The following is a 23,885-nucleotide window of genomic DNA, read 5'->3' as shown; positions in this document are numbered from 1 at the left end:
AGTCGCAAAGGAAACGCAAAGTTTTTTCTTTGCGGAACCTTGGCGTCTTTGCGCCTTGGCGGTGGATGTTATGCATTTTGATCAGAGTGGAATGTTGCCGTGCTTGCGCCACGGATTTTCCAGTTTCTTGTCGCGCAGCATGGCCAGCGAGCGGGCGATCCGCTTGCGCGTGGCGTGCGGCATGATGACGTCGTCGATGAAGCCGCGGGCGCCAGCGACGAACGGATTGGCGAACTTTTCCTTGTACTCGGCTTCGCGCTGGGCGAGTTTGGCCGGATCGTTCTTTTCCTCGCGGAAGATGATCTCGACCGCACCCTTCGGGCCCATGACGGCGATTTCCGCCGACGGCCAGGCGAGGTTCACGTCGCCGCGCAGGTGCTTGGACGACATCACGTCATAAGCGCCGCCGTAGGCCTTGCGGGTGATGATGGTGACCTTGGGCACGGTACATTCGGCGTAGGCGTAGAGCAGCTTGGCGCCGTGCTTGATGATGCCGCCGTATTCCTGCTGCGTGCCCGGCATGAAGCCCGGGACGTCGACGAAGGTGACGACCGGAATGTTGAAGGCGTCGCAGAAGCGGACGAAACGGGCGGCCTTGATCGACGACTTGATGTCCAGGCAACCGGCCAGCACCAGCGGCTGGTTGGCGACGATGCCGACCGGGTGGCCGTCCATGCGGCCGAAGCCGATGATGATGTTCTTGGCGTAATCGGCCTGCAGTTCGAAGAAATCGTTGTCATCGACGACCTTGATGATCAATTCCTTCATGTCGTACGGCTTGTTCGCGTTGTCCGGCACCAGGGTGTCGAGCGAATAGTCGAAGCGGTCGACCGGGTCGTTGGTCGGGGTGACCGGCGGCTTTTCCTTGTTGTTGGCCGGGATGAAGTTCATGAAGCGGCGCAGCATGGAGAGTGCTTCGACGTCGTTTTCGAAGGCCAGGTCGGCAACGCCGGATTTGCTGGTGTGGGTCACGGCGCCACCCAGTTCTTCGGCGGTCACGTCTTCGTGGGTCACGGTCTTGACCACTTCCGGACCGGTCACGAACATGTAGGACGAATCCTTGACCATGAAGATGAAGTCGGTCATCGACGGCGAATACACCGCGCCGCCGGCGCAGGGGCCCATGATCATGGAGATCTGCGGCACGACGCCGGAGGCCATGACGTTACGCTGGAAGACGTCGGCGTAGCCGCCGAGCGAGGCAACGCCTTCCTGGATGCGGGCGCCGCCCGAATCGTTGAGGCCGATCACCGGGGCGCCGACCTTCATCGCCTGGTCCATGACCTTGCAGATCTTCTCGGCGTGAGTTTCCGACAGCGAGCCGCCGAAGACGGTGAAGTCCTGCGAGAAGACGAAGACGAGACGGCCGTTGATCGTGCCGTAGCCGACGACGACGCCGTCACCCGGGGTCTTCTCGGCCTGGTCCATGCCGAAGTCAACGCAGCGGTGTTCCTTGAACATGTCCCATTCTTCGAAGGACTCCGGGTCAAGCAGCAGTTCGATGCGTTCGCGGGCGGTCAGCTTGCCCTTCTTGTGCTGGCTGTCGATGCGCTTCTGGCCACCGCCTAGGCGGGCCAGTTCGCGCTTCTTCTCAAGCTGGCGGATGATGTCATGCATGGAAAAACTCCCTCAATGGAACGGGTGATCAGTGTTTCAGATAGTCGAGCAGCGCATACGCGGCGGCGGCCGGGGTCGTATATCCTGCTTCGACGGAACGGGTCAGCGCGGGCAGGTTTTCCTGCACGCGCGGATGATTACGGAAATGCTGGCGCAGGCCGGCATCGATCAACTGCCACATCCAGGCCAGCGACTGGTGCTGGCGTTTGGCGGCGAATTCACCGGTTGGCTTCAGGGCAGCCTGGTATTTCTCGACTTCGCCCCAGAACTCGGCGATGCCCTGCTTGTGCAGCGCCGACAGCGCGATCACCGGTGGTGCCCAGTTGGGCGAGGCCGGACGCAGCATGTGCAACGCATTGCGCCACTGGGCACGGACAACGGCGGTAGCCTGCTTGTCGATGTCGGCCTTGTTGATGACCACCATGTCGGCGATCTCGACGATGCCCTTCTTGATCGCCTGCAGGTCGTCGCCGGCATTCGGCAACTGCAGCAGGCAGAACATGTCGACCATGCCGGCGACCGTCGTTTCCGACTGGCCGACCCCCACGGTCTCGATGATGATTACGTCGTAGCCGGCCGCTTCGCAGAGCAGCATGGCTTCGCGCGTCTTCTCGGCGACGCCGCCGAGCGAACCGGCCGACGGACTGGGCCGGATGAAGGCTTCCTCGCGCTGCGAAAGCTGCTCCATGCGCGTCTTGTCGCCGAGGATGGAACCGCCGGAGACCGATGACGACGGATCGACGGCGAGTACGGCGAGCTTCTTGCCCTGCCCGATCAGCCAGACACCGAGGGCTTCGATGAAAGTGGACTTGCCGGCCCCGGGCACGCCCGAGATGCCGACCCGGATCGCGCCGCCGGTCTTCGGCAGCAGCGCGGTCAGCACCTGCTGGGCGCGCTGCTGGTGATCGGCGCGGGTCGATTCGATCAGCGTGATCGCCTTGGCCAGCGCCCGGCGCTGACCCTGGCTCACGCCATCGACCAGCTGCCGGTCGGCATCCGAGAGGAGATTTGCCTTCACCGGCGCCTCGTCCAGTTTCATCCCGGCCTTAGCCGCGCGCCTTGCGGATTTCTTCAAGCACGCGCTTGGCCGAATCCTCGATCCGGGTGCCCGGGCCGAAGATCGCCTTGGCACCGGCCGCGTACAGCGCATCGTAATCCTGCGCCGGGATCACACCACCGGCGAAGACGATGATGTCGTCGGCGCCCTGGTCCTTCAGGCACTGGATGATCTGCGGCACCAGGGTCTTGTGACCGGCGGCCAGCGACGAGCAGCCGATGGCGTGCACGTCGTTCTCGATGGCCTGGCGGGCGGCTTCTTCCGGGGTCTGGAAGAGCGGACCCATGTCGATGTCGAAGCCGAGGTCGGCGTAGGCCGTGGCAACGACCTTGGCGCCGCGGTCATGGCCGTCCTGGCCGAGCTTGGCGATCATGATGCGCGGGCGACGACCTTCTTCTTCGGCGAACTTGGCGACGTCGGCCTTGATCTGCTCCCAGCTTTCCTGGCCTTCGACGACACCACCATAAACGCCGGAAATGGTCTGGTTGTTGGCACGGAACCGGCCGAAGACCTTCTCCAGCGCATCCGAGACTTCGCCGACCGTGGCGCGCAGGCGGATCGCCTTGACCGTCAGGTCGAGCAGGTTGCCTTCGCCGCTTTCGGCGGCCTTCGTCAGCGCGTCGAGCGCGGCATTGACGGCGGCGCTGTCGCGGCTGGCGCGAATGCTCTTGAGGCGGGCGATCTGTGCTTCGCGGACGGCGTGGTTGTCGATGTCAAGGATGTCGATCGCGTCTTCCTTGGCCAGCTTGTACTTGTTGACGCCGACGATGACGTCCTTGCCGGAGTCGATGCGCGCCTGCTTGTCGGCGGCGCAGGTCTCGACCTGCATCTTGGCCCAGCCGGATTCGACGGCCTTGGTCATGCCGCCCATGGCTTCGATTTCCTGGATGATGCCCCAGGCCTTGTCGGCCATGTCCTGGGTCAGCTTTTCCATCATGTAGGAACCGGCCCACGGATCGATGACGTTGGTGATGTGCGTCTCTTCCTGGATGATCAGCTGGGTGTTGCGGGCGATGCGGGCCGAGAACTCGGTCGGCAGCGCGATGGCTTCGTCGAGCGCGTTGGTGTGCAGCGACTGGGTGCCGCCGAAGACCGCCGCCATCGCTTCGATGGTGGTACGGACGACGTTGTTGTACGGGTCTTGCTCGGTCAGCGACCAGCCGGAAGTCTGGCTGTGCGTGCGCAGCATCATCGACTTCGGGCTCTTGGCATTGAAGCCGGACATGATGCGGTGCCACAGCAGACGCGCCGCGCGCATCTTGGCGATTTCGAGATAGAAGTTCATGCCGACCGCCCAGAAGAAGGACAGGCGGCCGGCGAAGGTGTCGACGTCCATGCCGGAAGCGATGCCGGTGCGCACGTATTCCATGCCATCGGCGAGCGTGAAGGCCAGTTCGATGGCCTGGTTGGCGCCGGCTTCCTGGATGTGATAACCGGAAATCGAGATGGAGTTGAACTTCGGCATGTTCTGCGCCGTGTAGGCGAAGATGTCGGCGATGATCTTCATCGACGGCTTGGGCGGATAGATGTAGGTGTTCCGCACCATGAATTCCTTGAGGATGTCGTTCTGGATCGTGCCAGACAACTGCTCCTGCTTCACGCCCTGTTCCTCGGCGGCGACGATGTAGCCGGCGAGGATGGGCAGCACGGCGCCGTTCATCGTCATCGACACGGAAATCTTGTCGAGCGGGATGCCGTCGAAGAGGATCTTCATGTCCTCGACCGAGTCGATGGCTACGCCGGCCTTGCCGACGTCGCCGGTGACGCGGGCATTGTCCGAGTCATAGCCGCGGTGTGTGGCCAGGTCGAAAGCGACGGAAACGCCCTGGCCGCCGGCGGCGAGCGCCTTGCGATAGAAGGCGTTGGAGGCTTCGGCGGTGGAGAAGCCGGCGTACTGGCGGATGGTCCACGGCTTGACCGCGTACATCGTCGGCTGCGGGCCGCGCAGGTAGGGCGCAACGCCCGGCAGGGTGTCGGCGAACGCGAGGTTGTCGACGTCCTTTTTCGTGTACAGGGCCTTGACGGCAAGGCCTTCGGGGGTATTCCACACCAGATTGTTGACGTCGCCACCCGGGGACTGCTTGGCCGCAGCTTTTTCCCAGACATCCAGGTTATTGGAATCAAAGAACTTTTCAGACATGAAACACCTCCGCCGATTCGATTTTTTCGGGCCGATGATGCAGAATGCAAAATTCTACGCTTTCAGGGCCCAGCTTGACATGGTCAGCCCTACATAATACTTTATCCATAATTACAGAGGCAAGCCGGCGACGTACCGGCCTGTCCGGCTCACAACTCTCGAGACAATGAACCGCATCGCTCCCACCGCGCTTTACCAGGAAGTCGCCGAACGTCTGCGACAACGCATCTACGCTCACGAATTGCCACCCGGTACCTGGATCGACGAACAGAAGCTGGCCGAACAGTATGGCATCTCCCGCACGCCGCTGCGCGAAGCCCTGAAAGTGCTGGCTTCGGAAGGTCTGGTCGAATTGAAGCCGCGCCGTGGCTGCTACGTTACCGAAATTTCCCGCCAGGATCTCGACGAGATTTTTCCGTTGATCGCCCTGCTCGAAGGCCGTTGCGCGGCGGAGGCCGTGAAGCGAGCCAAGGCGGCGGACCTGACGGCGCTCCGGGCGATCCACGACAAACTCGAAGCGGCGGCGCGCGAGGCGCGCGTCGATGCCTTCTTCGAGGCCAATCAGGAATTCCACCGCAAGATCCAGGAGTTGTCCGGCAACCGCTGGCTGCTGTCGGTGATTCAGGATTTGCGCAAGGTGCTGAAGCGTTCCCGTCTGCATTCCCTGTCGCTGGAAGGCCGCCTGCAGCAGTCGCTGGAAGAGCACCGGGCAATTCTCGCCTGCATGCTGGCCGATGATGCGAACGGCGCCGAGCGGCAGATGTACGAGCACCTGCTATCCGGGCGCGAGGCACTGGCCCGGATCGACGAGCAACCCGGGGGAAGCAAGGCCGCCTGAGCCGGAGGCGGCGGTCAGCCGCCCAACTGGCGCCAGAGTTTCTCGAACTGCGCCGAGAATTCCCCGAGCAGTTGGCGGTCGTTGCTGAGCACCAGGTTCTCCTCGTTGTACTGGCCGGCGCTGCGCGTCCAGTTGTAGCTGCCGTTGAGCAGCCTGGTGCCGTCGAAAATGGCGAACTTGTGGTGCATGTGGGCGTCGGTGCGGTCGACGACGACGGCGATGCCGGCATCGCGCAGGCGGGCGATGTCGCTGCCGGCGTCGTATTCCTTGTCGTTGTCGGTGATGATGCGGACCGCGACGCCGCGCCGGTGGGCGGCCAGGACTTCTTCGGCGATGCGGTCGTCGGACAGCGTGAACACGCAGATGTCGATGCGCTGGCGGGCGTGGCGCAGGCAGCGCTGGATCGTCTGCAGGCAGTCGCTGCCCGGGCTGAAGCTGGCTTCCTGGGTGATCGGCGCGACCGGTAAACGTTGCCCGTCCAGGCTGCGGACGACGTCTTCCAGCCATTTCAGCAGGGCCAGTTGCAGGGGATCGGCGAGGCGTTCGCGGACCAGATCGAAAGCGTTGTTACGTAGCCGGCGCAGGTCCTCGTCGCGTAGCGATGCGGCATCCAGGGCGGTGGCCAGTTCGTGTTTTTCTTCGTCGCTCAGCCGGCCGTCGGCGATGCCGCCGGCGAGCAGGGCGAGGATGTCTTCGATGCTGATTGCGGTGCTGCTCATGCTTTGCTCCGGGGCTTGGGTTTTTCCGGCGGCGGGTTGTTGCCGGCTTCTTTCTCGAGCTTGTCGAGGTAGCTGCTGACCCGCTTCATCTCGTCCCACATCGAGTGGTCGAGGCGGATTTTGTGATAGGTCGCGGTGACCAGCGGCAGCAGCACCTTTTCGTAGGCCTTGACCATGTCGCCGACGACGCCGGCGAATTGCGAGAGGTCACCGGCCTCGACATGGACGCTCGGCTTGACCGCGCGCAGCCCGGCCTCGATGCGCTCGAGACCATCACCTAGGCGGTCGGCCAGCGCGTTGTCGGGCTTCAGGCCGTCGACGGCGCGGGCGACATCGAGCAGCGAGGCGGCGATGCGGGTACCGGGATCGCTGTCGTCGCCACCCAGTTTGCGCTGGCGGACGAAGGCTTCCTTGATCGCGGTCCACCGTGCCTGCTCGTCGGCACCTGGCGTGCCGAGCAGTTCGGCCAGCTTGAGCAGGTTTTCCTCGGCGCCGGTGGTCAGCGTCTGCGCTTCGCCGCGGTAATGGTCGCGCAGCAGGGCGTCGATCTCCCCGTCGCGCATGATTGCCGTGACCTTGCCGGCGAGCTTGGTCATGTTGCGGTAACTGCCCTGCAGCTTGAATGGGGGTTCGCTGCGGTAAGCGTCCTTCTGCGCCGCCGACTCGATGTAGGCCAGGTTGACCTTGAGCAGCAGGTCGCGGATGCGGAACAGGCGCCGCATCAGGGCGACCAGTTCCTCCTGTTCGAGGGCGCTGTACGGATGGCTGAAGGCGCTGCCCGGGATTTCCTCGCCTTCGGCCAGCCGGACTAGTAGCTGGACATCCTTGGGGTCGCGCGAGGCGAGCGGCAGCAGCGCCGGGTTGGCGGTTAGGCTGTTCTCGATGTAGGAGAGCGCGAACAGCGCTTCGCGCCCGTCCAGCACGTCGCCCAGGTTGTAGATGTCGGCGCGGTTGGCCAGCATGTCGGGAATCTTGAAGACGTCGCCGGACTCGGTGTAGGGGTTGCCGGCCATGACCACCGCGAAGCGCTTGCCGCGCATGTCGTAGGTGCGCGCCTCGCCCTTCCAGACGCCTTCGATGCGGCGCGTGCCGTCGGCCAGGGCGATGAACTTCTGCAGGAATTCCGGGCTGGTGTGCTGGATGTCGTCGAGATAGAGCATCACGTTGCTGCCCATGGCCAGGCCGAGGTTGAGCTTCTCCAGCTCCTGGCGCGCGGCGCCGTGGGCGGCCGCGGCGGGGTCGAGGGCGGTGACGTCGTGGCCGAGCACCGGGCAGTTGATGCGCACGAAAACCAGGCCGAGGCGGTCGGCGACGTATTCCATCAGCGTCGTCTTGCCGTAGCCGGGCGGCGAGATCAGCAGCAGCAGGCCCATGCGGTCGGTGCGGTTGCCGGCGCCGGCGGTGCCGAGCTGCTTGGCCAGGTTGTCGCCGAGCAGCGGCAGGTAAACCTCGTCGATCAGCCGGTTGCGGACGAAGGTCGACAAGGGTTTGGCCTGGAACTGGGCGAGCCCCAGCCGGGCCTTCTCGGCGCCGAGCAATTCGTGGCGCAATTGGTGGAACTGCTCGAAAGCGGGAACGATGCGGCTGCGATGGTCGTGGAAGCGTTGCCAGAAATCGTTGAGGTTGAGCCCCAGACGACCGTCGATGATGCGCGGATGCTCGCTGCGCAGGCCGTCGATGCTGAGCGCCAGGTCGGCGTTGATGCGCTGGCGCGGCAGGGCGACGGCGAGGCGGCCGGCGGCGTCGTCGATCCAGTCGGCGGCGCCGGCATGCTGCGCAGCGGCAAAGGCCGCCACCCAGGCGCGTGCCAGTTGCCAGCGTTCGGCCGGTTCGGCGCTGTCGAGGTCGCGCTGCCAGTCGGTCAGTTGCTGCGTGCGTTCGAGTTCCTTGACCAGGGCGTCGGCGAGGTCGTCGGCGGCGCCGGCGATGACCCAGCCGGCGTCGGTGCGTGCGCTGGCGAGCTGCCGGATCAGGTAGGCCGCCGCCTGCGCGCAGCGTACCGTCAGTTGTTCGCTGGCCGTTTCCTCCGATGCGGGCAGGAAGTCCCGGGCGAAGCGCAGCAGCGCCTCGGCGGTGGCGGCTTCGAGCCGGCTCAGGGCGTCGCCGGCGGCGAAGCGCTGTTGCAGTTGCAGGGCGCTGCGCGCCTGACGCAACAGCGCCTCGCGTTCGCCGACGAAGCAGCCGTGCTGCCAGTAGAGCAATGCCAGCACGCGCTGTTGCGGACTCCAGGCGAGCAGGCCGGCTTCATCCTGCATGCGGATCAGCGCGCCGAGCAGGCGGGCCGCGTCGTCGTCGTGGATGCCTTTCTGGTAACCCTCGCGGTAACGCGTCGCGGCGTGCTGGCGGACCAGGGCCGGCAGCGTCGGCGGGTCGCCTGCCGCGGCCTGCTGCAGTTCCGTCCAGGCCGGTCCGTCGGGCAGGCCGTTGAGGGCGGCGTACAGCAGGCTGCCGGCCAGGTATTCGGCACGCGCCAGCGCCGGCGTTTCGGAGACCAGCGGCTGTTCCCAGAAGGCGCGGTAGGCGGCGAGCCGGCTGTCGTCGACCGCGTCGTAGTAGTCGGTGCCGGTCAGGTGCCAGGCCAGCGCGTTGTCGCGCGGTACCAGCGTCAGGTCGAGCGCCTGCTGGCTGACGGTGAAGGCGTGGCGGCCGAAGCGCAGCGTGTTGCCGTCGTCGCTGAGCAGTTCGCGGCGGTCGCGGACGCTGCGCAGGGCCTGGTCGCGGGCGGTCTTGATGCGCGTGTCGAGGTCGTCGGCGGCGACGCCGTCGCCCAGCGCGCGCAGATCGTCGACCAGCTTCTGCAACTTGCCGATCAGTGGATCGGCGGCGAAATAGGCATGAACTTCGGCGATTTCCTGGAACTTGGCGACGCGCCGGGGGATGCCGTCGAGGATGCGGGCGCCAGCTTCGTTGAGCGAGCGGACGCGGCGCTGGCGGGCGTCGAGCAGGCTCTGCCGGCGCGCCGACAGCGCTTCATAGACGGCTTCGCGCTGGCTGGCGATGTCGGCGAGGAAGTTGTCCTGTTCGGCAAAGCGCCCTTCCAGTTCCTCCAGGCGGGCGAGCAGGCGGGTCAGCGCCTCGTCGCATTTCTCCGGCGTGTCGGCGAATTCCAGCGCGCTTTCGACGGTCTGGCCGAAGAGTTTGAACTGGGCGCCGAATTCGGCGGCGGCTTCGGCGCTGCCCAGGTTGCGCCGGCGGTTGCGGGCTTCGGCGCGCAGGCGGTTGGTTTCGGCGTAGAGCGCCGAGATGCGGTCGAGGATGTCGGTACGCAGCACGGCGTCGCCGCCGGGCAGGCCGCCCAGTTGTTCGCTCAGCAGGTCAAGGCCGGCGGCGATGCTGTCAAGTTCGCCGAGGATCTGCTCGAGCGCCTGGGCGCTTGCCGCCTGCGGGATGCGGGCGGCGAGGCCGTCGAGCAGCTGGCGCTGGCCGGCGAAGGCATCGGCGGCGGCGAGGAACTGCATGGCGCGCTGGCCGACCCGGTGCTGCTCGTCGGCCAGTGCCTGATCCATCGCCTCGATCCGCGGCAGGTCGGCGTAGCGCAGTTCCTTCAGCGTCTGCAAGTGGCCGCGCCGTTCCCGCAGCAAGTTGAGGGCGCTGACGAATTCGTCGGAACTGCGCCACAGCATGCCGGCGATGCGGTTCACCAGTTCGCGCTGTTCGGCTTCGGCAGCGGCCAGCGCCTGCGCCGTCTCGCGGCGGATGCTGTCGACCTTCTCGAATTCGGCCAGGGTCAGGCGGGCGCCGTCGGCGATTGCCCGCAGTTCGTCGCCGAGACCGCCGGCTTCCGGCTCGGCGATCCAGAAATAGGCGTCCTGGGCACGGCCGCACTGGCGGATCAGGTCTTCGTAGGCGGTGCGCGTCGGCACCTGTTCGCGCACGGCGCGGGCGATTGCGTTCAGTTCGGAGATGCCGCGCACCAGGTCGGCATTGCCGATGCGGCCAAAAAAGCCCTGGCCGGCGGCCTGCTTGCCGGCATGTTCGTCGCTGCTGAAGGGCGTTTGCCACAACTGCATCGGATGGACCCGGGTCGGCTCGCCGCCGTCGGCCTGGAAAACCAGGATGCGGCCGTCGGGGAAACGGGCGTAGCCGTTGCCGAGGATGGGGGCACCGAGGGTCTTGTCGATCAGGTTGTAGGTGAACAGCGCGTAATGGCCGAGGCCGGGCTGGTAGAAGATGTAGAGCACGTCTTCGCCGTTCGGCGAGCGCAGGACGCGCTTGAAGCGCAGCTTGTCGAGCATCGCTTCCGGCAGGTCGAAACGCTTGTGCTCGCCGGACTGCAGGTAATAGCCGCCGGGGAAGATGATGCCGTGGTCTTCCGGCAACTGGATGCAGGAGACGCCGATGGCGTCGATGCGGGTGACGCTCTGCGTGCGCGTGTTGTAGACCAGATAGCGTACCGTCTGCTCGCGGTAGGGCTTGATGCGCAGCAGGATCAGCAGGCCGAGCCGGGCGTAGGCGATTTCGGCGTCGGCCAGCGACTGCGTCTTGTCCTCGACCGGCTCGCTGTAGATGCCGAGACCGCTCTCGGTGTTATTTTCGATCTTCACCGTCAGGTCGCCGCCGACGGTCTCGACGAAGACGGTGTCGAGAATGTTGATGTGCGGATGACGGCCGCCGACCTGGTCTTCGCGCCGGGTCGGCGTCCATTCGAAGTCGTGGGACGGCGGCAGCGCCATGTCGCGCTCGCCGCGATTGTCGATGTAGCGCAGTTCGCCGTCGTTTTCCAGGCTCCAGCGGAAGACGCGCAGGTCGTGCAGTTGTTGGCCGATCTGGAAGGCGGCGAGCAACTTGTCCTGGGTGACGCGCAACTGGATCAGCGTCGCCTGCTTGTAATAGGCGTGCAGCTCGCGGAAATCGGAAACGAAGCGCTGGTCCTCGAGGAAGCTGCCGGCCAGCGGCAGCGCTTCGAGTTCGTCGCCGGCGCCGGATTCGGCCAGCCGGTAGAGGGCGAAGACGTCGCCGACCGCGGTTTCCTTGCGCAGGCCGATGAAGACGTTGTAGCCGAAGAGCAGGCGGTCGCCGATGCGGACGATGTCGCGGGCGACGCAATTGTTCTCGGTGCGGGCGCGGGTGCGCAGGATCAGCGACTGTTCGTTGCGCCCGAATTCGGCGACGCGCGCCGCGTTCAGCGCCTGGGTCCGGGACAGCAGCGCGTCGCCGTGGGCGGCGAGGCGCTTTTTCAGCAGCTCGTAACTGCCGCTACCGCCGACCATTTCGTCGGTCTGCTGCTCGGCCGGCGTGTCGGGCACGGAGGTGTTCGTGGAAACCATGGCTGGGCTTGCCCCCTGGATTTGTTTCAAATGGGCTCGCCGCTGAGGAGCGCGAGCAATTCGCCACTATTTGGCCGTTGCTGCAGCCAGGACTGGATGCGTTGCAGTTCGTCGACCACCTCGTCACCGAGCCGTTGGCGCAGGGTCGTTTCCCGTCGTTGCCGCGTTTCCTCGGCCTGGATGCGTTTCTGCCAGGCGTCGGCCAGGATGCTGTCGAGCCGATCGATCAGGCCGGACTCGACCAGCGCCGGCCATTCGCCGCCATCGAACCAGACGAGCTGGCAACGAGCGCAGCGATCGAGCCGGAAGCTGCTGCCCGGCGCCACCCGGTAGCGGGCCATCGGCGCGCCGCAGGCCGGGCAGCGGCGTGCCTTGCCCGTATCTTCGGGCAGTTCCGGCAGCGCCGTGGTCGGCCCGGCGGCGGGCAGGCTAGCCGACTGGCGCCAGAGACGATATTCGTCGAGCGCCAGCAGCGTGCCGCCACAGGCCGAGCAGGTCCTGGCCGGCAGGCCGGGAGCCAGTTCGCGGGTAAACAGCGCCGCGCCGCAAGCGCAAGCCAGCGACTTGGGTAGCATCGCGTCAGGCGCCGCCGGACTTGCCGACGCCCGCCAGCAGCGTGCGCAGGGCGGCCTGTTGTTCGGCGCTGCCGTCGCGCATGACCTTGCTCAGCAAGGCGGCGACCGAGAGGTTCTGCAGCTCGCCGGCCGACCCGCCGAGCGCGCCGACGATGTCGCGGACGTCGCCGACCAGGTCGCGGTCGCCGCTCAGGTGATCCTTGAGCGCCACCTGCAGCGTGCTGCTCTTGCCGATCGTCGCGTCGATACCCTTGCCGATCGACAGCGCATTGACGAAGCGATCGAAGTAGTCGCCCTCGCCACCGACGATGTCGATCTTCGCGTTGGCCAGCGCGGTGCCGAGCACTTCGGCTTGCTGGCGGGCGATCGAGGTCTGTGCGTCGATCGCCTTCAGGGTGGCGATCTGCGCGTTGTCGAGGCGCATGCGGAACTCTTCGTGTTCGCGGGTGGCCGGGTTCATCGCCTGCATCGCTTCGAACTTCTCGCGCAGGCCCTTGGCTTCGGCCTGGAAGCGGGCTTCGACGACTTCCGCCTCGGCGTGGCCGGTCTTGGCGATGACTTCGGCGTCGGCGGCACGCACCGTGACCTCTGCCAGGCCGAGCTTTTCCTTGCCCTGGGCTTCGGCTTCCAGCTTGGCGCGCAGCGCCTCGGCCTCGGCCAGGCCGAACTTGCTGACCGCGTCGGCGTCGGCCATCTTGACCTTGGCGGCGACCATGCCCTGCTTTTCCTCGGCGTCGGCGGTGACCATCATCACCTTGGCCTGGGCCAGGCCGGTGGCGGCGGCCAATGCCTCGACGCCTTCGGCCTCGCGCTTCTTGGCTTCGGCTTCCTTCTCGGCGACCTTGAGGTGGGCTTCGGCCAGCGTCTGCTCCTCGGCCGCCTTGTGCCGGGCCTTGCGCTCCTGCGCCTCGGCCGCCTTGACTTCGAGCACCAGTTTTTCTTCCGCCTGGCCCTCGGCCAGGATGACGACCGATTTCTTGGTGCGGTCGGCTTCGGCGACGATGCGCACTTCCTTGATCGCCTCTTCCTGTTCGGCGACCGTGCGCTCAACGATCACCCGTTCGCGGATGACGTCGGCGATCGCCTTCTTCTGCACTTCGACGGCACGGTCCTTGTCGATGCGCTGCAGGGTGACTTCCTTCTCGCGGTCGACGATTTCCAGTTCGCGGGCGCGGGTGACCTTTTCTTCCTCGACGGCGACTGCCCGCTTGCGGTTGTTCTCCGCCACTTCCTTTTCGCGCTGCACGTTTTCCTGCTGCACGGCGATCGCCTGTTCGGCGAGCAGGCGGGCGAGTTCGGCCTTGGTGTGTTCCTCGGCCTGGATCTTGGCCGTTTCCGCCTGTTCGCGGGCACGTACCGACGCGACCTCGCGCTGCTGGCGCGACTGGGCGTCGGCCTGCTGGCGTTCGAGTTCGAGCAGCGCTTCCTGGGTTTCGACGTCCTTCTTCTTGATCTGCATTTCCTCGTTGCGGCGCAGCTCGTTGGTGCGCACGTGCTCGACGGCGGTCAGTTCGGTGATCTTCTTGATCCCCTGGGCGTCGAGGATGTTGTTGGTATCCAGCTTCTGGAGCGGGGTTTGTTCCAGGTAGTCGATGGCGGCATCTTCGAGCACGTAACCGGAAAGATCATCGCCGATCTGGCGCACGATCTCGTCGCGGAAACGGTCGCGTGCCTGGTAGAGCTCGATGAAATCCATCGCCTTGCCGACCGTCTTCAGCGCTTCGGAAAACTTCGCCGAGAACAGGTCTTCGAGGATTTCCGGGCTCGAGGCGCGATCACAACCGATCCCCTGCGCTACCTTCAGGACGTCCTCGGCGGTCTTGTTGACGCGGACGAAGAATTTGACCTTGATGTCGGCGCGGATGTTGTCCTGGCAGATCAGGCCTTCGCTACCGGAGCGGTCGATCTCGATGGTCTTCAGCGAGATTTCCATCAGCTCGGCCTTGTGGATGATCGGATAGACCATGCGGCCGGTGAAGGTGACTTCGGGTTCGGCGCGCAGCGTGTTGACGATCATTGCGTAACCCTGTTCGACCTTGTGATAGAACTTGGCGAACAGCGCAATCATGCCGAGGCTGAGCAATACCAGCACCGCGACGGCGATTATTACCGGCTCCATGGATTTCCCCTTGCTTGAGTTTGAATGAATTGAAAAAAGGTCAGTCGCTGCTGTCGTCGGCGGCGATCAGGTAGCGGGCGCCGTCCGCGTCGTAGTCGAGAATGCGGGCGCTCGCGCCCTTGCCCAGAGTGTTCGGCGTTTCCGCCCAGACCCGGATGTTGACCGGGGCGCCACGGGTGGCGACTTCGGCGCGGCCGAACTTCTCGTCCACCGTTGCCGTCAGTACCTTGCACGACTGGCCGACCAGCGCCGCGTTGGAGATTGCGGTGTGGGTCACGAAGAGGCCGCGCAGCGGGCGGATCAGGCGGGCGGTGACGGGAATTGCCAGGGCCAGCGCGACGAGCATGACGGCCAGTCCGGCGACACCGCGCAGCAGGCTGGTCGGGACCAGCGGCAGCAACCACATCGCGGCCAGGCAGGTGACGGTCCACGAGACCAGCACGAGCAGGCTGAGGACGACCGAGAACGGCACGCCGTTCAGTCCCAGGCCGACCAGATAGCTGGCGAGATCGCCGATCTCGTCGACATCGGCGTCGGTGTGCAACTCGGCCTCGATCACCGGCCCCGAATCGATATCGACGATGCCGACCAGCGACAGCAGCCAATACACCAGGACGACGCCAAGCAGCACCGTGTAGATGACGCTGGGAAAGGAGGTTGCTGCGTCGAGGAAACCGATCATGGTGTCTGTCTTTCTGTCCTGGCGTTGGCAAAGTCGATCAGTACGCGGGTCACTCGTTCCTTGATCGCCAGCCGGTCATCCGTCGCCAGCCCGTAGCGTTCGGCCAGCAACGCGTAGTCGGCGGCGGTCAGCGAGACGGTCAGGCGGGGACGCTTCGGCCGGCTGGCGGTGGGCAGGCCGAGCAGGTGGCGGATCTGGTCGGAGGTCGAGCGGTTGGCCTCGAAAGCGGTGCGGCGCACCGTTTCGAGCACCTTCTCCTCGACGTCGAAGGCCACCTGGACGGCCTTGATCGCCGCGTCCGAGCTTTGCCAGCGTGCCGGTTTGCGGGTGACGCTCATGCCTCGCCGGTCGGTTTTGCCTGGCGGGCGCGGATGCGCTCCATGACCTTGCGCTGGCGGTCGGCATCCTGGCCGATGCCGGCTTCGGCGAGCTTGGTCGCCAGCGCCTTCTCGCCCAGTTCGCGGTCGAGCTGGTCGGCCGCCTGCATGCGGTCGGCCAGGTGCTCGTGGCGCTGCTTGATGCGCTCCAGCGATTCGCGAGCGCTGGCCAGCCGCGAGCCGCTGCTGCCAATGTTGTCGGAAATCGACTGGGTCGCCTTGTAGACGCTTTCGGTGGTCTTGGCGATGGCGATTTCCCGCTCATGTTCGCGGATCTTCGTTTCCGACGCCTTGATCAGTTCCTTCAGCTTGCTCACCTGGGCGGCGAACGAGGTCTGCGCCTTGCGCTGTTCCTCAAGCTCCAGTTCGATTGCAGCCACCTTGCCGGCGACTTCCTCGGCCAGCGCTTCCTGGGACTTCTCCAGGGCTTCCAGGGCCAGACCTTCGTAGCGCGTCATCTCGCCTTCCAGGCGGGTGACCGCACGGCCGCTCTGCATTTCCTTGGCCATCACGTCGGCCAGGCTGCTGCGTGCTTCGAGGATGCTCTGCTTGGCGTCGATGATTTCCTGCTCGTAGATGCGCGTGGCGTTGGCATCGACAACGTTTTCAGCCAGTTCGCGGGCGCTGCCGCGCAACAGGGTCACCACTTTCTTGATCACGGACATGTTCGTCTCCTTCAGTGCAGAAATTCGGACAGGGCGTCCAGTGCATCGAGCGCGTTGTCGCTCAGGGCGGCGACGTCCTGCGCGATGTCCTCGCCGCGCGCGTCGCGCGCCAGGGCGCCGGACAGCACGTAGCGCTCGCCGATGCGGCCGAACGCGGAAAGCGGCACCGACGGGTTGAGGTCGAGCAGCGTTTCGAGCAGTTCGGTGCGGCGTTCCGGCAAGACTTCGCTGTCGCTCCACAGGTAGCAGAGGCACAGGATTTGTGAATCGGAACAGGTGATGAAGATCGGTAGTTCCTCGCGCGTCTCGATGCTGACCTGGACCACCGGCACCGGTCCGGCAATCGGATGCAACTGCACGGCGAGGCCGCCCATCAGGCCGCCGACCAGCTTGTCCAGCCCATCCAGCTTTTCCTTCAGTGTGTTTTCCATGTTGTCCTCGTTATGGTTCGTGTGGCATCCAGACTAGAAGCTACGACATAAGATGTCAAGACATTTTATGTCGGGTGACGCATGTCGCTATGATATGACATTTGCCGATGGTTCATGGCGCGGGTGTGAGGCGCAGGCAATAAAAAACCCCGACCGGCGAACCGGTCGGGGTTTCGGGTGAAAGCCGCAGCGGGTTTAGTGCTTGGCTGCGCCAGCAGCGCCGTAGCCGGTCTGGGCACGGACGTACTGGTCTTCGAAGGCTTCGATTTCGCTCTTGGCGCGGACGCTCGTGTCGCTCTTCGAGAAAATGAAGGCGAGCAGGAAGGCGACCGGCATCGCGAACAGCGCCGGCTGGGTGTAGGGGAAGAGCGGGGCGGCATTGCCCAGCACGTCGACCCACACCGACTTCGAGAACAGCACGAACAGCACCGCCGAAATCAGGCCGCCGTAACCGCCCCACAGCGCGCCGCGGGTGGTCAGGCCCTTCCAGTACATGGAGAGGATCAGCACCGGGAAGTTGGCGGCGGCAGCGACGCCGAAGGCGAGGCCGACCATGAAGGCGATGTTCTGCTTCTCGAAGGCGATGCCGAGGATGATGGCGACGAAGCCGAGGGCGATGGTGGCCATCTTGGAGACGCGGATTTCCGCAGCTTCGGAAGCCGTACCCTTCTTGATCACGCGAGCGTAGATGTCGTGCGAGATCGCCGAGGCACCGGCCAGAGCGAGACCGGAAACGACCGCCAGGATGGTGGCGAAGGCAACCGCAGCGAGGAAGCCGAGCAGCATGTCGCCGCCGACCGCCTTGGCCAGGTGCATGGCAACCATGTTGCCGCCGCCGATCAGCTTCTTGCCAATCTCGCCACCTTCGAAGAACTCGGGGTTCTGGCCGACGATGATGATGCCGGCAAGGCCCATCAGGAAGATGACGTTGAAGAAGTAGGCAACGAAACCGGAAGCGTAAAGCACCGACTTGCGGGCTTCCTTGGCGTCGGTGACGGTGAAGAAGCGCATCAGGATGTGCGGCAGGCCAGCGGTACCGAACATCAGGCCGAGGCCGAGCGAGATCGCGGTGACCGGATCGGCGAGCAGGCTGCCCGGGTGCATCAGCTTTTCGCCCAGGGTATGGACCGACATTGCCTGATCGACCAGCGCGCCGAACGAAAAGCCGAACTGGCTCATCGCCAGCACCATGACCAGCGTGCCACCGGCCAGCAGCATGCAGGCCTTGATGATCTGCACCCAGGTCGTGGCAACCATGCCGCCGAAGGTGACGTAAACCATCATCAGGATGCCGACGGCGAAGATCGCGACGTTGTACTCGAGACCGAAGAGCAGCTTGATCAGCTGACCGGCGCCGACCATCTGGGCGATCAGGTAGAAACAGACGACGACCAGCGAGGATACCGCGGCCATCGTCCGCACCTTGCCCTGATCCAGGCGGTAGGCGGTGATGTCGGAGAAGGTGAACTTGCCCAGGTTGCGCAGGCGTTCGGCCATCAGGAAGAGGATGATCGGCCAGCCGGCGAAGAAGCACAGCATGTAGATGTAGCCGTCGTAGCCCTTGCTGTACACCATGGCGGTCAGACCGAGCAGGGTGGCGGCGGACATGTAGTCACCGGCGATCGCCAGGCCGTTCTGGAAACCGGTGATGCCACCGCCGGCGGTGTAGAAGTCGGACGTCGACTTGGTGCGGCTGGCCGCCCAGTAGGTGATGCCCATGGTCATCGCGACGAACAGGCAGAACATGATGATGGCGTGCCAGTTGGTCGCTTGCTTTTCGGTCGGGCCGAGGGCGTCGCCGGCGGCAAAAGCCAGAGTGCTCAGGCCGAGCAGGCCCAGCGCGGGAATGATCTTGCGCAGCATTATTTGTTCTCCTTCCAGGCGTCACGCACCACTTCCTGGGAAAGGGCGTCGAATTCGGTATTGGCGCGGCGGACATAGACCGCGGTCAGCACCCAGAAGAAAATGAACATGAAAAGTTCGGCGACGACGCCAATGGTCCATCGCGAACCTTCGGCAATCGGCTGGCCCAGCGACGCGGGCGCGAACGCCACGATCATCACGAAGCCGTAGAACATGGTCAAAACGATCGCGGCCAGGGTCCAGGCAAAGCGTCCCCTTTTTGCAACCAGTTCCTGGAATTTGGGATTGACCCGCATCCTCTCGTACATCACGCTGCTCATATCTGTTCTCCTTATTAATAATTACCGCTGCACGGCGAGTGCATTGTATCTTATATAAGACCCAACAACCTTACAGCGTATGTAAGTTTACGCATGCGTAATTCAGGACCCGAAGATGAGCAGCATCGACCTCAAGATTGACGGCGAAATCGCCACCCTGACCCTGAACAACCCCGGCAAGCTGAACGCCATCGACCTGGCGATGTGGCGTGCCTTGAGCGGCCACATGGCGACCCTCGCCGCCGATTCCGCCGTGCGCTGCATCGTCCTGCGCGGTGCCGGCGAAGCCGCCTTTGCCGCCGGTGGCGATCTCGAGGAATTCGTCAGCGCCCGGACCACGCTCGAGCAGGCGCTGCTCTACCACGGTGAGGTCGCCGCGGCGCTCAACGCCATCGCCGACTCGCCGCACCCGACGGTGGCGCTGATCCAGGGCGCGTGCATCGGCGGCGGCCTGGAAATCGCCGGCGCCTGTGACCTGCGCATCGCTGGCGAAGGCGCCAAGTTCGGCGCACCGATCAACAAGCTCGGCTTCTCGATGTATCCCGGCGAAATGGAAGGCCTGCTGCGCCTCGCCGGCGCCGCCGTGGTCAAGGAAATCCTGCTCGAAGGGCGCATCCTCGGCGCCCGCGAGGCCTACGAGAAAGGCCTGCTGACGCGCGTTGTGCCCGACGTCCAGGTCTGCGACGAAGCCTATGCCAGCGCCCGCCGCATCTGCCAGGGGGCGCCGCTGGTTGCCGGCTGGCACAAGCAGTGGATCCGCCGCCTGCAGGACGGTCGGCCACTGAGCGACGCGGAAAAGGCCGCCTCCTTCGCCTTTCTCGACACCGAGGATTACCGCGAGGGACTCGCCGCTTTCCTCGAGAAGCGCAAGCCGCAGTTCAAGGCGCGCTGATCAGCCGCCAAAAACCGTGTGCAGCATTTTCGTCGACAGCAGGACCAGGACGGCGGCGAAGATCTTCTTCAAGGTTGCCACCGGCAGTCGGTGGGCAAGCCGGGCGCCGAGCGGCGCGGTGAAGGTGGACACCAGGCTGACCGCGACCAGCGCCGGCAGATAGACGAAGCCGACTGAGCCTTCCGGCAAGCCATCGCTGCCCCAGCCGTTGATCAGGTAGCCGGCGGCGCCGGCCAGTGCGATCGGCAGGCCGATTGCCGCCGAGGTGCCGATGGCGTTCTGCATCCTGACGTTGCACCAGGTCATGAACGGCACCGACAGCGAGCCGCCGCCGATGGCGACCAGCGCCGAGACGATGCCGATGCCGCCGCCGACGCCGGCCAGCCCCAGCGGGCCCGGCAGTTCGCGGGAAGGCTTGGGCTTGACGTTGAGGATCATCTGCAGCGCGACGTAGGCCATGAAGCAGCCGAAGAAGATGGCGAGCGGCGCGCTCGCTACCCGCGACGCGACGAAGGTGCCGCCGAAAGTACCGAGCAGCACGCCCGGCGCGATGCCGCGCACGATGTCCCAGCGCACGGCGCCGTGCGCGTGGTGGGCGCGCAGGCTGGAAATCGAGGTGATGACGATCGCTGCCATCGAGGTGCCGAGCGCGACATGGACCAGGTGTTCGGGGGGGAAGCCCTGGGCCGCGAACATCGTCGTCAGCACCGGCACCATGATGCCGCCGCCGCCGACACCGAGCAGTCCGGCGAAAAAGCCGACGAAGGCGCCGAGGGCCAGGTAGGCCAGTATCCATTCCGGGGTCATGTGTGTTATTCTTGGTCGGGAGGGGCAAGCAGTTGCCCGGTGATGAACTGCCATTCCGCCTCTGTCACCGGCGTGATCGACAGCCGGTTGCCGCGTGCCAGCACGCGCATGCCGGCCAGTTCCGGATGGCGGCGCATCTCGCCGAGGCCGAGCAGTCGGGTGCGGCGGACGAAACGCACGTCGCGCAGCCACCAGCGCGGCTGCTCCAGGCTCGATTTCGGGTCGTGATATTTGTCGGTGGCGGAAAACTGGGTCGGGTCTGGATAGCAGTCCGAGCAGATCTCGCAAATGCCGGCGATGCCCGGCGTGGCGCAGCCGGAATGGTAGAAGAAGGCGAGGTCGCCGGGCTGCATGGCGTCGCGCATGAAGTTGCGGGCCTGGTAGTTGCGCACCCCGGTCCACGGAAAGGCGCGCTGCGGCGCGGCCGCCAGGTCGTCGATCGAAACCTCGTCGGGTTCCGATTTCATCAGCCAGTACTGCATCTTCCGGTCACAAAATGAAAACAGGTGGCAGACCAGCTGCCACCTGTCAAAAAAAGCCCCCGCGAGTGCCGTCAGGCCGGCATCCTGAACCTGGGTTCAGAGTGGCTGCTTTCCTTCCGCATCAGGCACGTTCGACGAAGAGCGCGCACAACAGCGGGTTACTGGTCCGCAACCGATGCCAATCAGCATTGGTTCAAGGAATATATGGCCTTAACAAACACCGCAGGGGACACTCGGCGGGCCACCCCGCAACCGGTCAGAAGTCCAGTTGCTGCTGGGGTGCCAGCACGGCATCCAACCGTGCTCCCATGGCTTCGATTCTACGCTTCGTTTCCGGCGACGCAACCGTTTCTTGGTTGTCTTCCGCCACGGGTTGGCCCAGGTGTTCGTGGGCGATGTTGAGCGCCGCCATCACCGCGACGCGTTCGGCGATCGTGCTGCGCGTCCGCTGGGCGATGTCGCGCATCTTGCCGTCGACCATGTCGACCGCCGCCAGCAGGGCATCACGCTCTTCAGGCAGACAGGCGACGCGGTACTCGCGGCCCATGATCTTGACGTCGAGAAAATTCTGCTCGCCGCTCATCAGGCATCCTCGGGAATCTGTTCGATCAGGCCTTCGAGGCGTTCGCGGGCGGCCGTCATGGTCGAGCGCAAATGCAGGCGTTCCGCTTCGGCAGCGGCGATCTGGTTTTTCAAGACTTCGTTTTCGGCGCGCAACTGGTGTACCAGGGCGACGACCTGATCGATCTTGGCTTCGAGCGCTTCGAGTTCGCTATTCATGGGCCGCACTATAGAGGGATAAATGTAGTCTGGTCAAGGACTAAGCGGCTATTTTCAAAGTGATTTATCGCTTTTGCGTGGGTGCCTGCTCGCGCTGCTCGAAGCGGCGATGTAGAATGCGCGGCTTGTCAGGTGCCGTACGCGGAATTCATTCCATACGGTTAAACGGGAAAGCGGTGCGTCTCCAACGAGACCAAGCCGCTGCTGCCCCCGCAACGGTAAGCAAGTGCGGGCGTATCACGAGGCCACTGGGGAAACCTGGGAAGGCGATGCGTCAAGACTTGCGAGCCCGGATACCGGCCTGCCATGCCTCACGGAAATGCCACGGGGTGGTGGCGCCGGTTTCCCGACCTGCGCCCTGCCCCCGCGTTTCCTTTTCAACGCATTCCGGCATGCGGGGACGCCTGCCGGGAAAGGGAAAACCATGTCCATCCGTTTCCGGCCCCTGCTGGGCCTGGCGCCGGCCGCTTGCATCGCGCTCGCCAGCGCCGCCGAAACCGTCAAGCTCGACGACGTTGTCGTCACCGCCACCCGTCAGGCGATGCGCGCCGACGAAGTGATCACCGATACGACCGTCCTCGAACGCGCCGAGATCGAGGCTGCCGGTCATTCCAGCCTGGAAGAGATCCTCGCCGCGCAGCCCGGCATCCAGATGGCGGCCAACGGCAGTCCGGGCGCGGCGTCCTACCTGTACATCCGCGGCACCAATCCGAAGCACGTCCTGCTGCTGGTCGATGGCATGCGCGTCGGCTCGGCAACTTCCGGCGAGCCGACCTGGTCGCGCCTGCCAGCGGCGCAGATCGAGCGCATCGAGATCGTCCGCGGCCCGGCGTCGTCGCTTTACGGGAGCGACGCGATCGGTGGCGTGATCCAGGTGTTTACCCGGCGCGGCAGCGGGCCGCTGAAATTTTCCGCCGCCGCTGGCGGCGGTAGCGATGGCGCCCGCTCGGCCAGCGCCGGGCTGGCCGGCAGCCAGGGCGGCTGGCGTTACGCGCTGAATCTGAGCGAGGACGCGAGCGACGGCTTCAACAGCAAGCCGAAGGACCCGAAAGCCAATCCCGACCGCGATGGTTTCCGCAACCGGGCGGCGGCCGGCAGCCTCGGCTACCGGTTCGCGCCCGGCCACGAACTGGGCCTGAGCATCCTGCATGCCGAGGGGCGCAGTCGCTATGACGGTTCCGGCGCCAAGGTGAACTGGGTCAACAGCACGCGCAATGGCGCGGCCAGCTTGGTCCTGCAGAATGCCCTGAGCGATCACTGGACCAGTCGCCTGAGTGTCGGCCACAGCATCGACGATTCCAGCAACCTCAAGGATGGCATCCGTAACAGCCGCTTCAATACCGAACAGCGGCAATACGCCTGGCAGCACGACATTCAGGGCCGCCTCGGTAATTTCCTGTTCGGTGTCGAGCGTCTCGAACAGGAAATCGACACCAGCGGCAACTATGCCCGCGACGAACGCCACAACGACGCCGTTCAGCTCGGCTGGAACCGGGGTTTCGGTGCGCACCGGCTGCAGGCCTCGGTTCGCCACGACGACGATTCGCTGTTCGGCGACAAGACTTCCGGCTCGCTCGCCTACGGCTACCGCTTCTCGCCCAACTGGCGGGCCAGCCTGAGCGCCGGCACCGCCTTCAAGGCGCCGACCTTCAACGAACTCTACTATCCGGCGAGCGGCAGCTACGTCGGCAACCCGGACCTGCGCCCGGAATCGTCGCGCAACCGGGAAGCGGCGCTGCATTACGAAACCGGTACCCAGCACGTCTCGCTGACCTGGTACCTCAACCGGATCGAGGACATGATCGTGTGGACCAAGGTCGGCGCGCTGAATCAGCCGACCAACGTCGAAAACGCCCGCATCGAGGGCACGACGCTCGCCTGGCAGGGGCGGCTGGCCGGTTTCGACCTGCAGGCCAGCCACGACTGGCTGGACGCAGAAGATCGCAGCAACCATCGCCAGTTGCCGCGCCGCGCCCGGCACACGCTGGCGGCGGCGGTCGCCCGCAGCGTCGGCGACTGGGATTGGCGGGTCGAGCTGACGGCGAGCGGCAAGCGCTACGAGTACAAATCGAATGCGCGCGTCGGCCTGAGCGGCTACACTCTCGCCAACCTCTACGCCGCCTACCGTTTCTCGCCGGACTGGGCCGTCTTCGCCCGCGTCAACAACCTGTTCGACCGCGACTACACGCTCGCCGACGGCTATGCGACGGCGGGACGCAACGCCTTCATCGGCATCCGCTACAGTCCTAAGTAA

At 65.1% G+C, this 23,885-nt stretch carries 20 protein-coding genes, 1 other RNA gene and 1 riboswitch; of the genes, 3 read left to right on the top strand and 18 right to left on the bottom strand.

Annotation, left to right across the window (positions count from 1 at the left end; genetic code table 11):
• Positions 1 to 81: 81 nt before the first annotated feature.
• Genes ACE3OV_RS04055 through scpA form a run of 3 tightly spaced genes read right to left on the bottom strand, consistent with a single transcriptional unit; the run spans position 82 to position 4,814 of the window.
• On the bottom strand, positions 82 to 1,617 hold the full coding sequence (locus ACE3OV_RS04055) for an acyl-CoA carboxylase subunit beta (RefSeq protein ID WP_374325284.1): 1,536 nt from the start codon (positions 1,615 to 1,617) through the stop codon (positions 82 to 84).
• Positions 1,618 to 1,645: 28 nt separating this feature from the next.
• Positions 1,646 to 2,656, bottom strand: coding sequence for a methylmalonyl Co-A mutase-associated GTPase MeaB (gene meaB / locus ACE3OV_RS04050; protein WP_374325282.1), 1,011 nt, complete (start codon positions 2,654 to 2,656; stop codon positions 1,646 to 1,648).
• A 7-nt stretch (positions 2,657 to 2,663) separates the two neighbouring features.
• Positions 2,664 to 4,814 (bottom strand): methylmalonyl-CoA mutase, encoded by a 2,151-nt coding sequence (scpA, locus tag ACE3OV_RS04045; RefSeq protein ID WP_374325280.1) that lies wholly within the window; start codon positions 4,812 to 4,814, stop codon positions 2,664 to 2,666.
• 166 nt (positions 4,815 to 4,980) lie between these two features.
• Between scpA and ACE3OV_RS04040 the strand changes: the two genes are divergently transcribed.
• Positions 4,981 to 5,652, top strand: coding sequence for a GntR family transcriptional regulator (locus tag ACE3OV_RS04040; protein ID WP_374325278.1), 672 nt, complete (start codon positions 4,981 to 4,983; stop codon positions 5,650 to 5,652).
• Positions 5,653 to 5,666: 14 nt separating this feature from the next.
• On the opposite strand, the gene ACE3OV_RS04035 is transcribed toward ACE3OV_RS04040, so the two are convergent.
• From ACE3OV_RS04035 to ACE3OV_RS03990, 10 genes are all read right to left on the bottom strand, one after another.
• Positions 5,667 to 6,371, bottom strand: coding sequence for a phospholipase D-like domain-containing protein (locus tag ACE3OV_RS04035; RefSeq protein ID WP_374325276.1), 705 nt, complete (start codon positions 6,369 to 6,371; stop codon positions 5,667 to 5,669).
• Positions 6,368 to 11,638 carry a DNA repair ATPase gene (locus ACE3OV_RS04030; RefSeq protein WP_374325274.1) on the bottom strand — a complete coding sequence of 1,757 codons (5,271 nt, stop codon included), beginning with the start codon at positions 11,636 to 11,638 and terminating at the stop codon, positions 6,368 to 6,370. The genes ACE3OV_RS04035 and ACE3OV_RS04030 overlap by 4 nt, the downstream gene beginning before the upstream one ends.
• 26 nt (positions 11,639 to 11,664) lie before the next feature.
• Positions 11,665 to 12,213, bottom strand: coding sequence for a zf-TFIIB domain-containing protein (locus ACE3OV_RS04025; RefSeq protein WP_374325272.1), 549 nt, complete (start codon positions 12,211 to 12,213; stop codon positions 11,665 to 11,667).
• Between the two features lie 4 nt (positions 12,214 to 12,217).
• On the bottom strand, positions 12,218 to 14,332 hold the full coding sequence (locus ACE3OV_RS04020; RefSeq protein WP_374325270.1) for a hypothetical protein: 2,115 nt from the start codon (positions 14,330 to 14,332) through the stop codon (positions 12,218 to 12,220).
• Positions 14,333 to 14,372: 40 nt separating this feature from the next.
• Positions 14,373 to 15,014, bottom strand: coding sequence for a hypothetical protein (locus ACE3OV_RS04015; RefSeq protein ID WP_374325268.1), 642 nt, complete (start codon positions 15,012 to 15,014; stop codon positions 14,373 to 14,375).
• Positions 15,011 to 15,352, bottom strand: coding sequence for a hypothetical protein (locus tag ACE3OV_RS04010; RefSeq protein ID WP_374325266.1), 342 nt, complete (start codon positions 15,350 to 15,352; stop codon positions 15,011 to 15,013). Before ACE3OV_RS04010 ends, ACE3OV_RS04015 begins: the two co-directional genes overlap by 4 nt.
• Positions 15,349 to 16,056 carry a PspA/IM30 family protein gene (locus tag ACE3OV_RS04005; RefSeq protein WP_374325264.1) on the bottom strand — a complete coding sequence of 236 codons (708 nt, stop codon included), beginning with the start codon at positions 16,054 to 16,056 and terminating at the stop codon, positions 15,349 to 15,351. Before ACE3OV_RS04005 ends, ACE3OV_RS04010 begins: the two co-directional genes overlap by 4 nt.
• An 11-nt stretch (positions 16,057 to 16,067) precedes the next feature.
• Positions 16,068 to 16,487 (bottom strand): DUF2170 family protein, encoded by a 420-nt coding sequence (locus ACE3OV_RS04000; protein ID WP_374325262.1) that lies wholly within the window; start codon positions 16,485 to 16,487, stop codon positions 16,068 to 16,070.
• 195 nt (positions 16,488 to 16,682) lie between these two features.
• Complete coding sequence (locus ACE3OV_RS03995; RefSeq protein ID WP_374325260.1) at positions 16,683 to 18,350, bottom strand: cation acetate symporter; 1,668 nt, start codon at positions 18,348 to 18,350, stop codon at positions 16,683 to 16,685.
• Complete coding sequence (locus ACE3OV_RS03990) at positions 18,350 to 18,670, bottom strand: DUF485 domain-containing protein (RefSeq protein WP_374325258.1); 321 nt, start codon at positions 18,668 to 18,670, stop codon at positions 18,350 to 18,352. The genes ACE3OV_RS03995 and ACE3OV_RS03990 overlap by 1 nt, the downstream gene beginning before the upstream one ends.
• Positions 18,671 to 18,785: 115 nt before the next feature.
• Here ACE3OV_RS03990 and ACE3OV_RS03985 point away from each other — a divergent pair, with 115 nt between their 5' ends.
• The gene (locus ACE3OV_RS03985; RefSeq protein WP_374325256.1) at positions 18,786 to 19,562 is read left to right on the top strand and encodes an enoyl-CoA hydratase/isomerase family protein; all 777 of its coding nucleotides are present in this window, start codon (positions 18,786 to 18,788) and stop codon (positions 19,560 to 19,562) included.
• Here the strand turns inward: ACE3OV_RS03985 and ACE3OV_RS03980 are convergent, their stop codons facing one another.
• The 5 genes from ACE3OV_RS03980 to ACE3OV_RS03960 form a co-directional block, all read right to left on the bottom strand.
• On the bottom strand, positions 19,563 to 20,369 hold the full coding sequence (locus ACE3OV_RS03980) for a sulfite exporter TauE/SafE family protein (protein ID WP_374325254.1): 807 nt from the start codon (positions 20,367 to 20,369) through the stop codon (positions 19,563 to 19,565).
• A 5-nt stretch (positions 20,370 to 20,374) separates the two neighbouring features.
• Positions 20,375 to 20,836 carry an EVE domain-containing protein gene (locus ACE3OV_RS03975; protein WP_374325252.1) on the bottom strand — a complete coding sequence of 154 codons (462 nt, stop codon included), beginning with the start codon at positions 20,834 to 20,836 and terminating at the stop codon, positions 20,375 to 20,377.
• A 67-nt stretch (positions 20,837 to 20,903) separates the two neighbouring features.
• Positions 20,904 to 21,083: non-coding RNA, 6S RNA (gene ssrS, locus ACE3OV_RS03970), on the bottom strand.
• A gap of 24 nt (positions 21,084 to 21,107) precedes the next feature.
• Entirely contained in the window at positions 21,108 to 21,434 is a 327-nt protein-coding gene (locus ACE3OV_RS03965) for a cell division protein ZapA (protein WP_374325250.1), read from the bottom strand.
• Positions 21,434 to 21,631 carry a hypothetical protein gene (locus ACE3OV_RS03960; protein WP_374325247.1) on the bottom strand — a complete coding sequence of 66 codons (198 nt, stop codon included), beginning with the start codon at positions 21,629 to 21,631 and terminating at the stop codon, positions 21,434 to 21,436. The genes ACE3OV_RS03965 and ACE3OV_RS03960 overlap by 1 nt, the downstream gene beginning before the upstream one ends.
• A 113-nt stretch (positions 21,632 to 21,744) precedes the next feature.
• Positions 21,745 to 21,951: riboswitch (cobalamin riboswitch) on the top strand.
• A gap of 104 nt (positions 21,952 to 22,055) precedes the next feature.
• Here ACE3OV_RS03960 and ACE3OV_RS03955 point away from each other — a divergent pair.
• Positions 22,056 to 23,885 (top strand): TonB-dependent receptor domain-containing protein, encoded by a 1,830-nt coding sequence (locus ACE3OV_RS03955; RefSeq protein ID WP_374325244.1) that lies wholly within the window; start codon positions 22,056 to 22,058, stop codon positions 23,883 to 23,885.

Source organism: Azonexus sp. (assembly GCF_041909095.1).
Taxonomy (GTDB): Bacteria; Pseudomonadota; Gammaproteobacteria; order Burkholderiales; family Rhodocyclaceae; genus Azonexus.
Note: the sequence above shows the minus strand (reverse complement) of the source record. Positions and strands in the feature narration are given on the sequence as shown.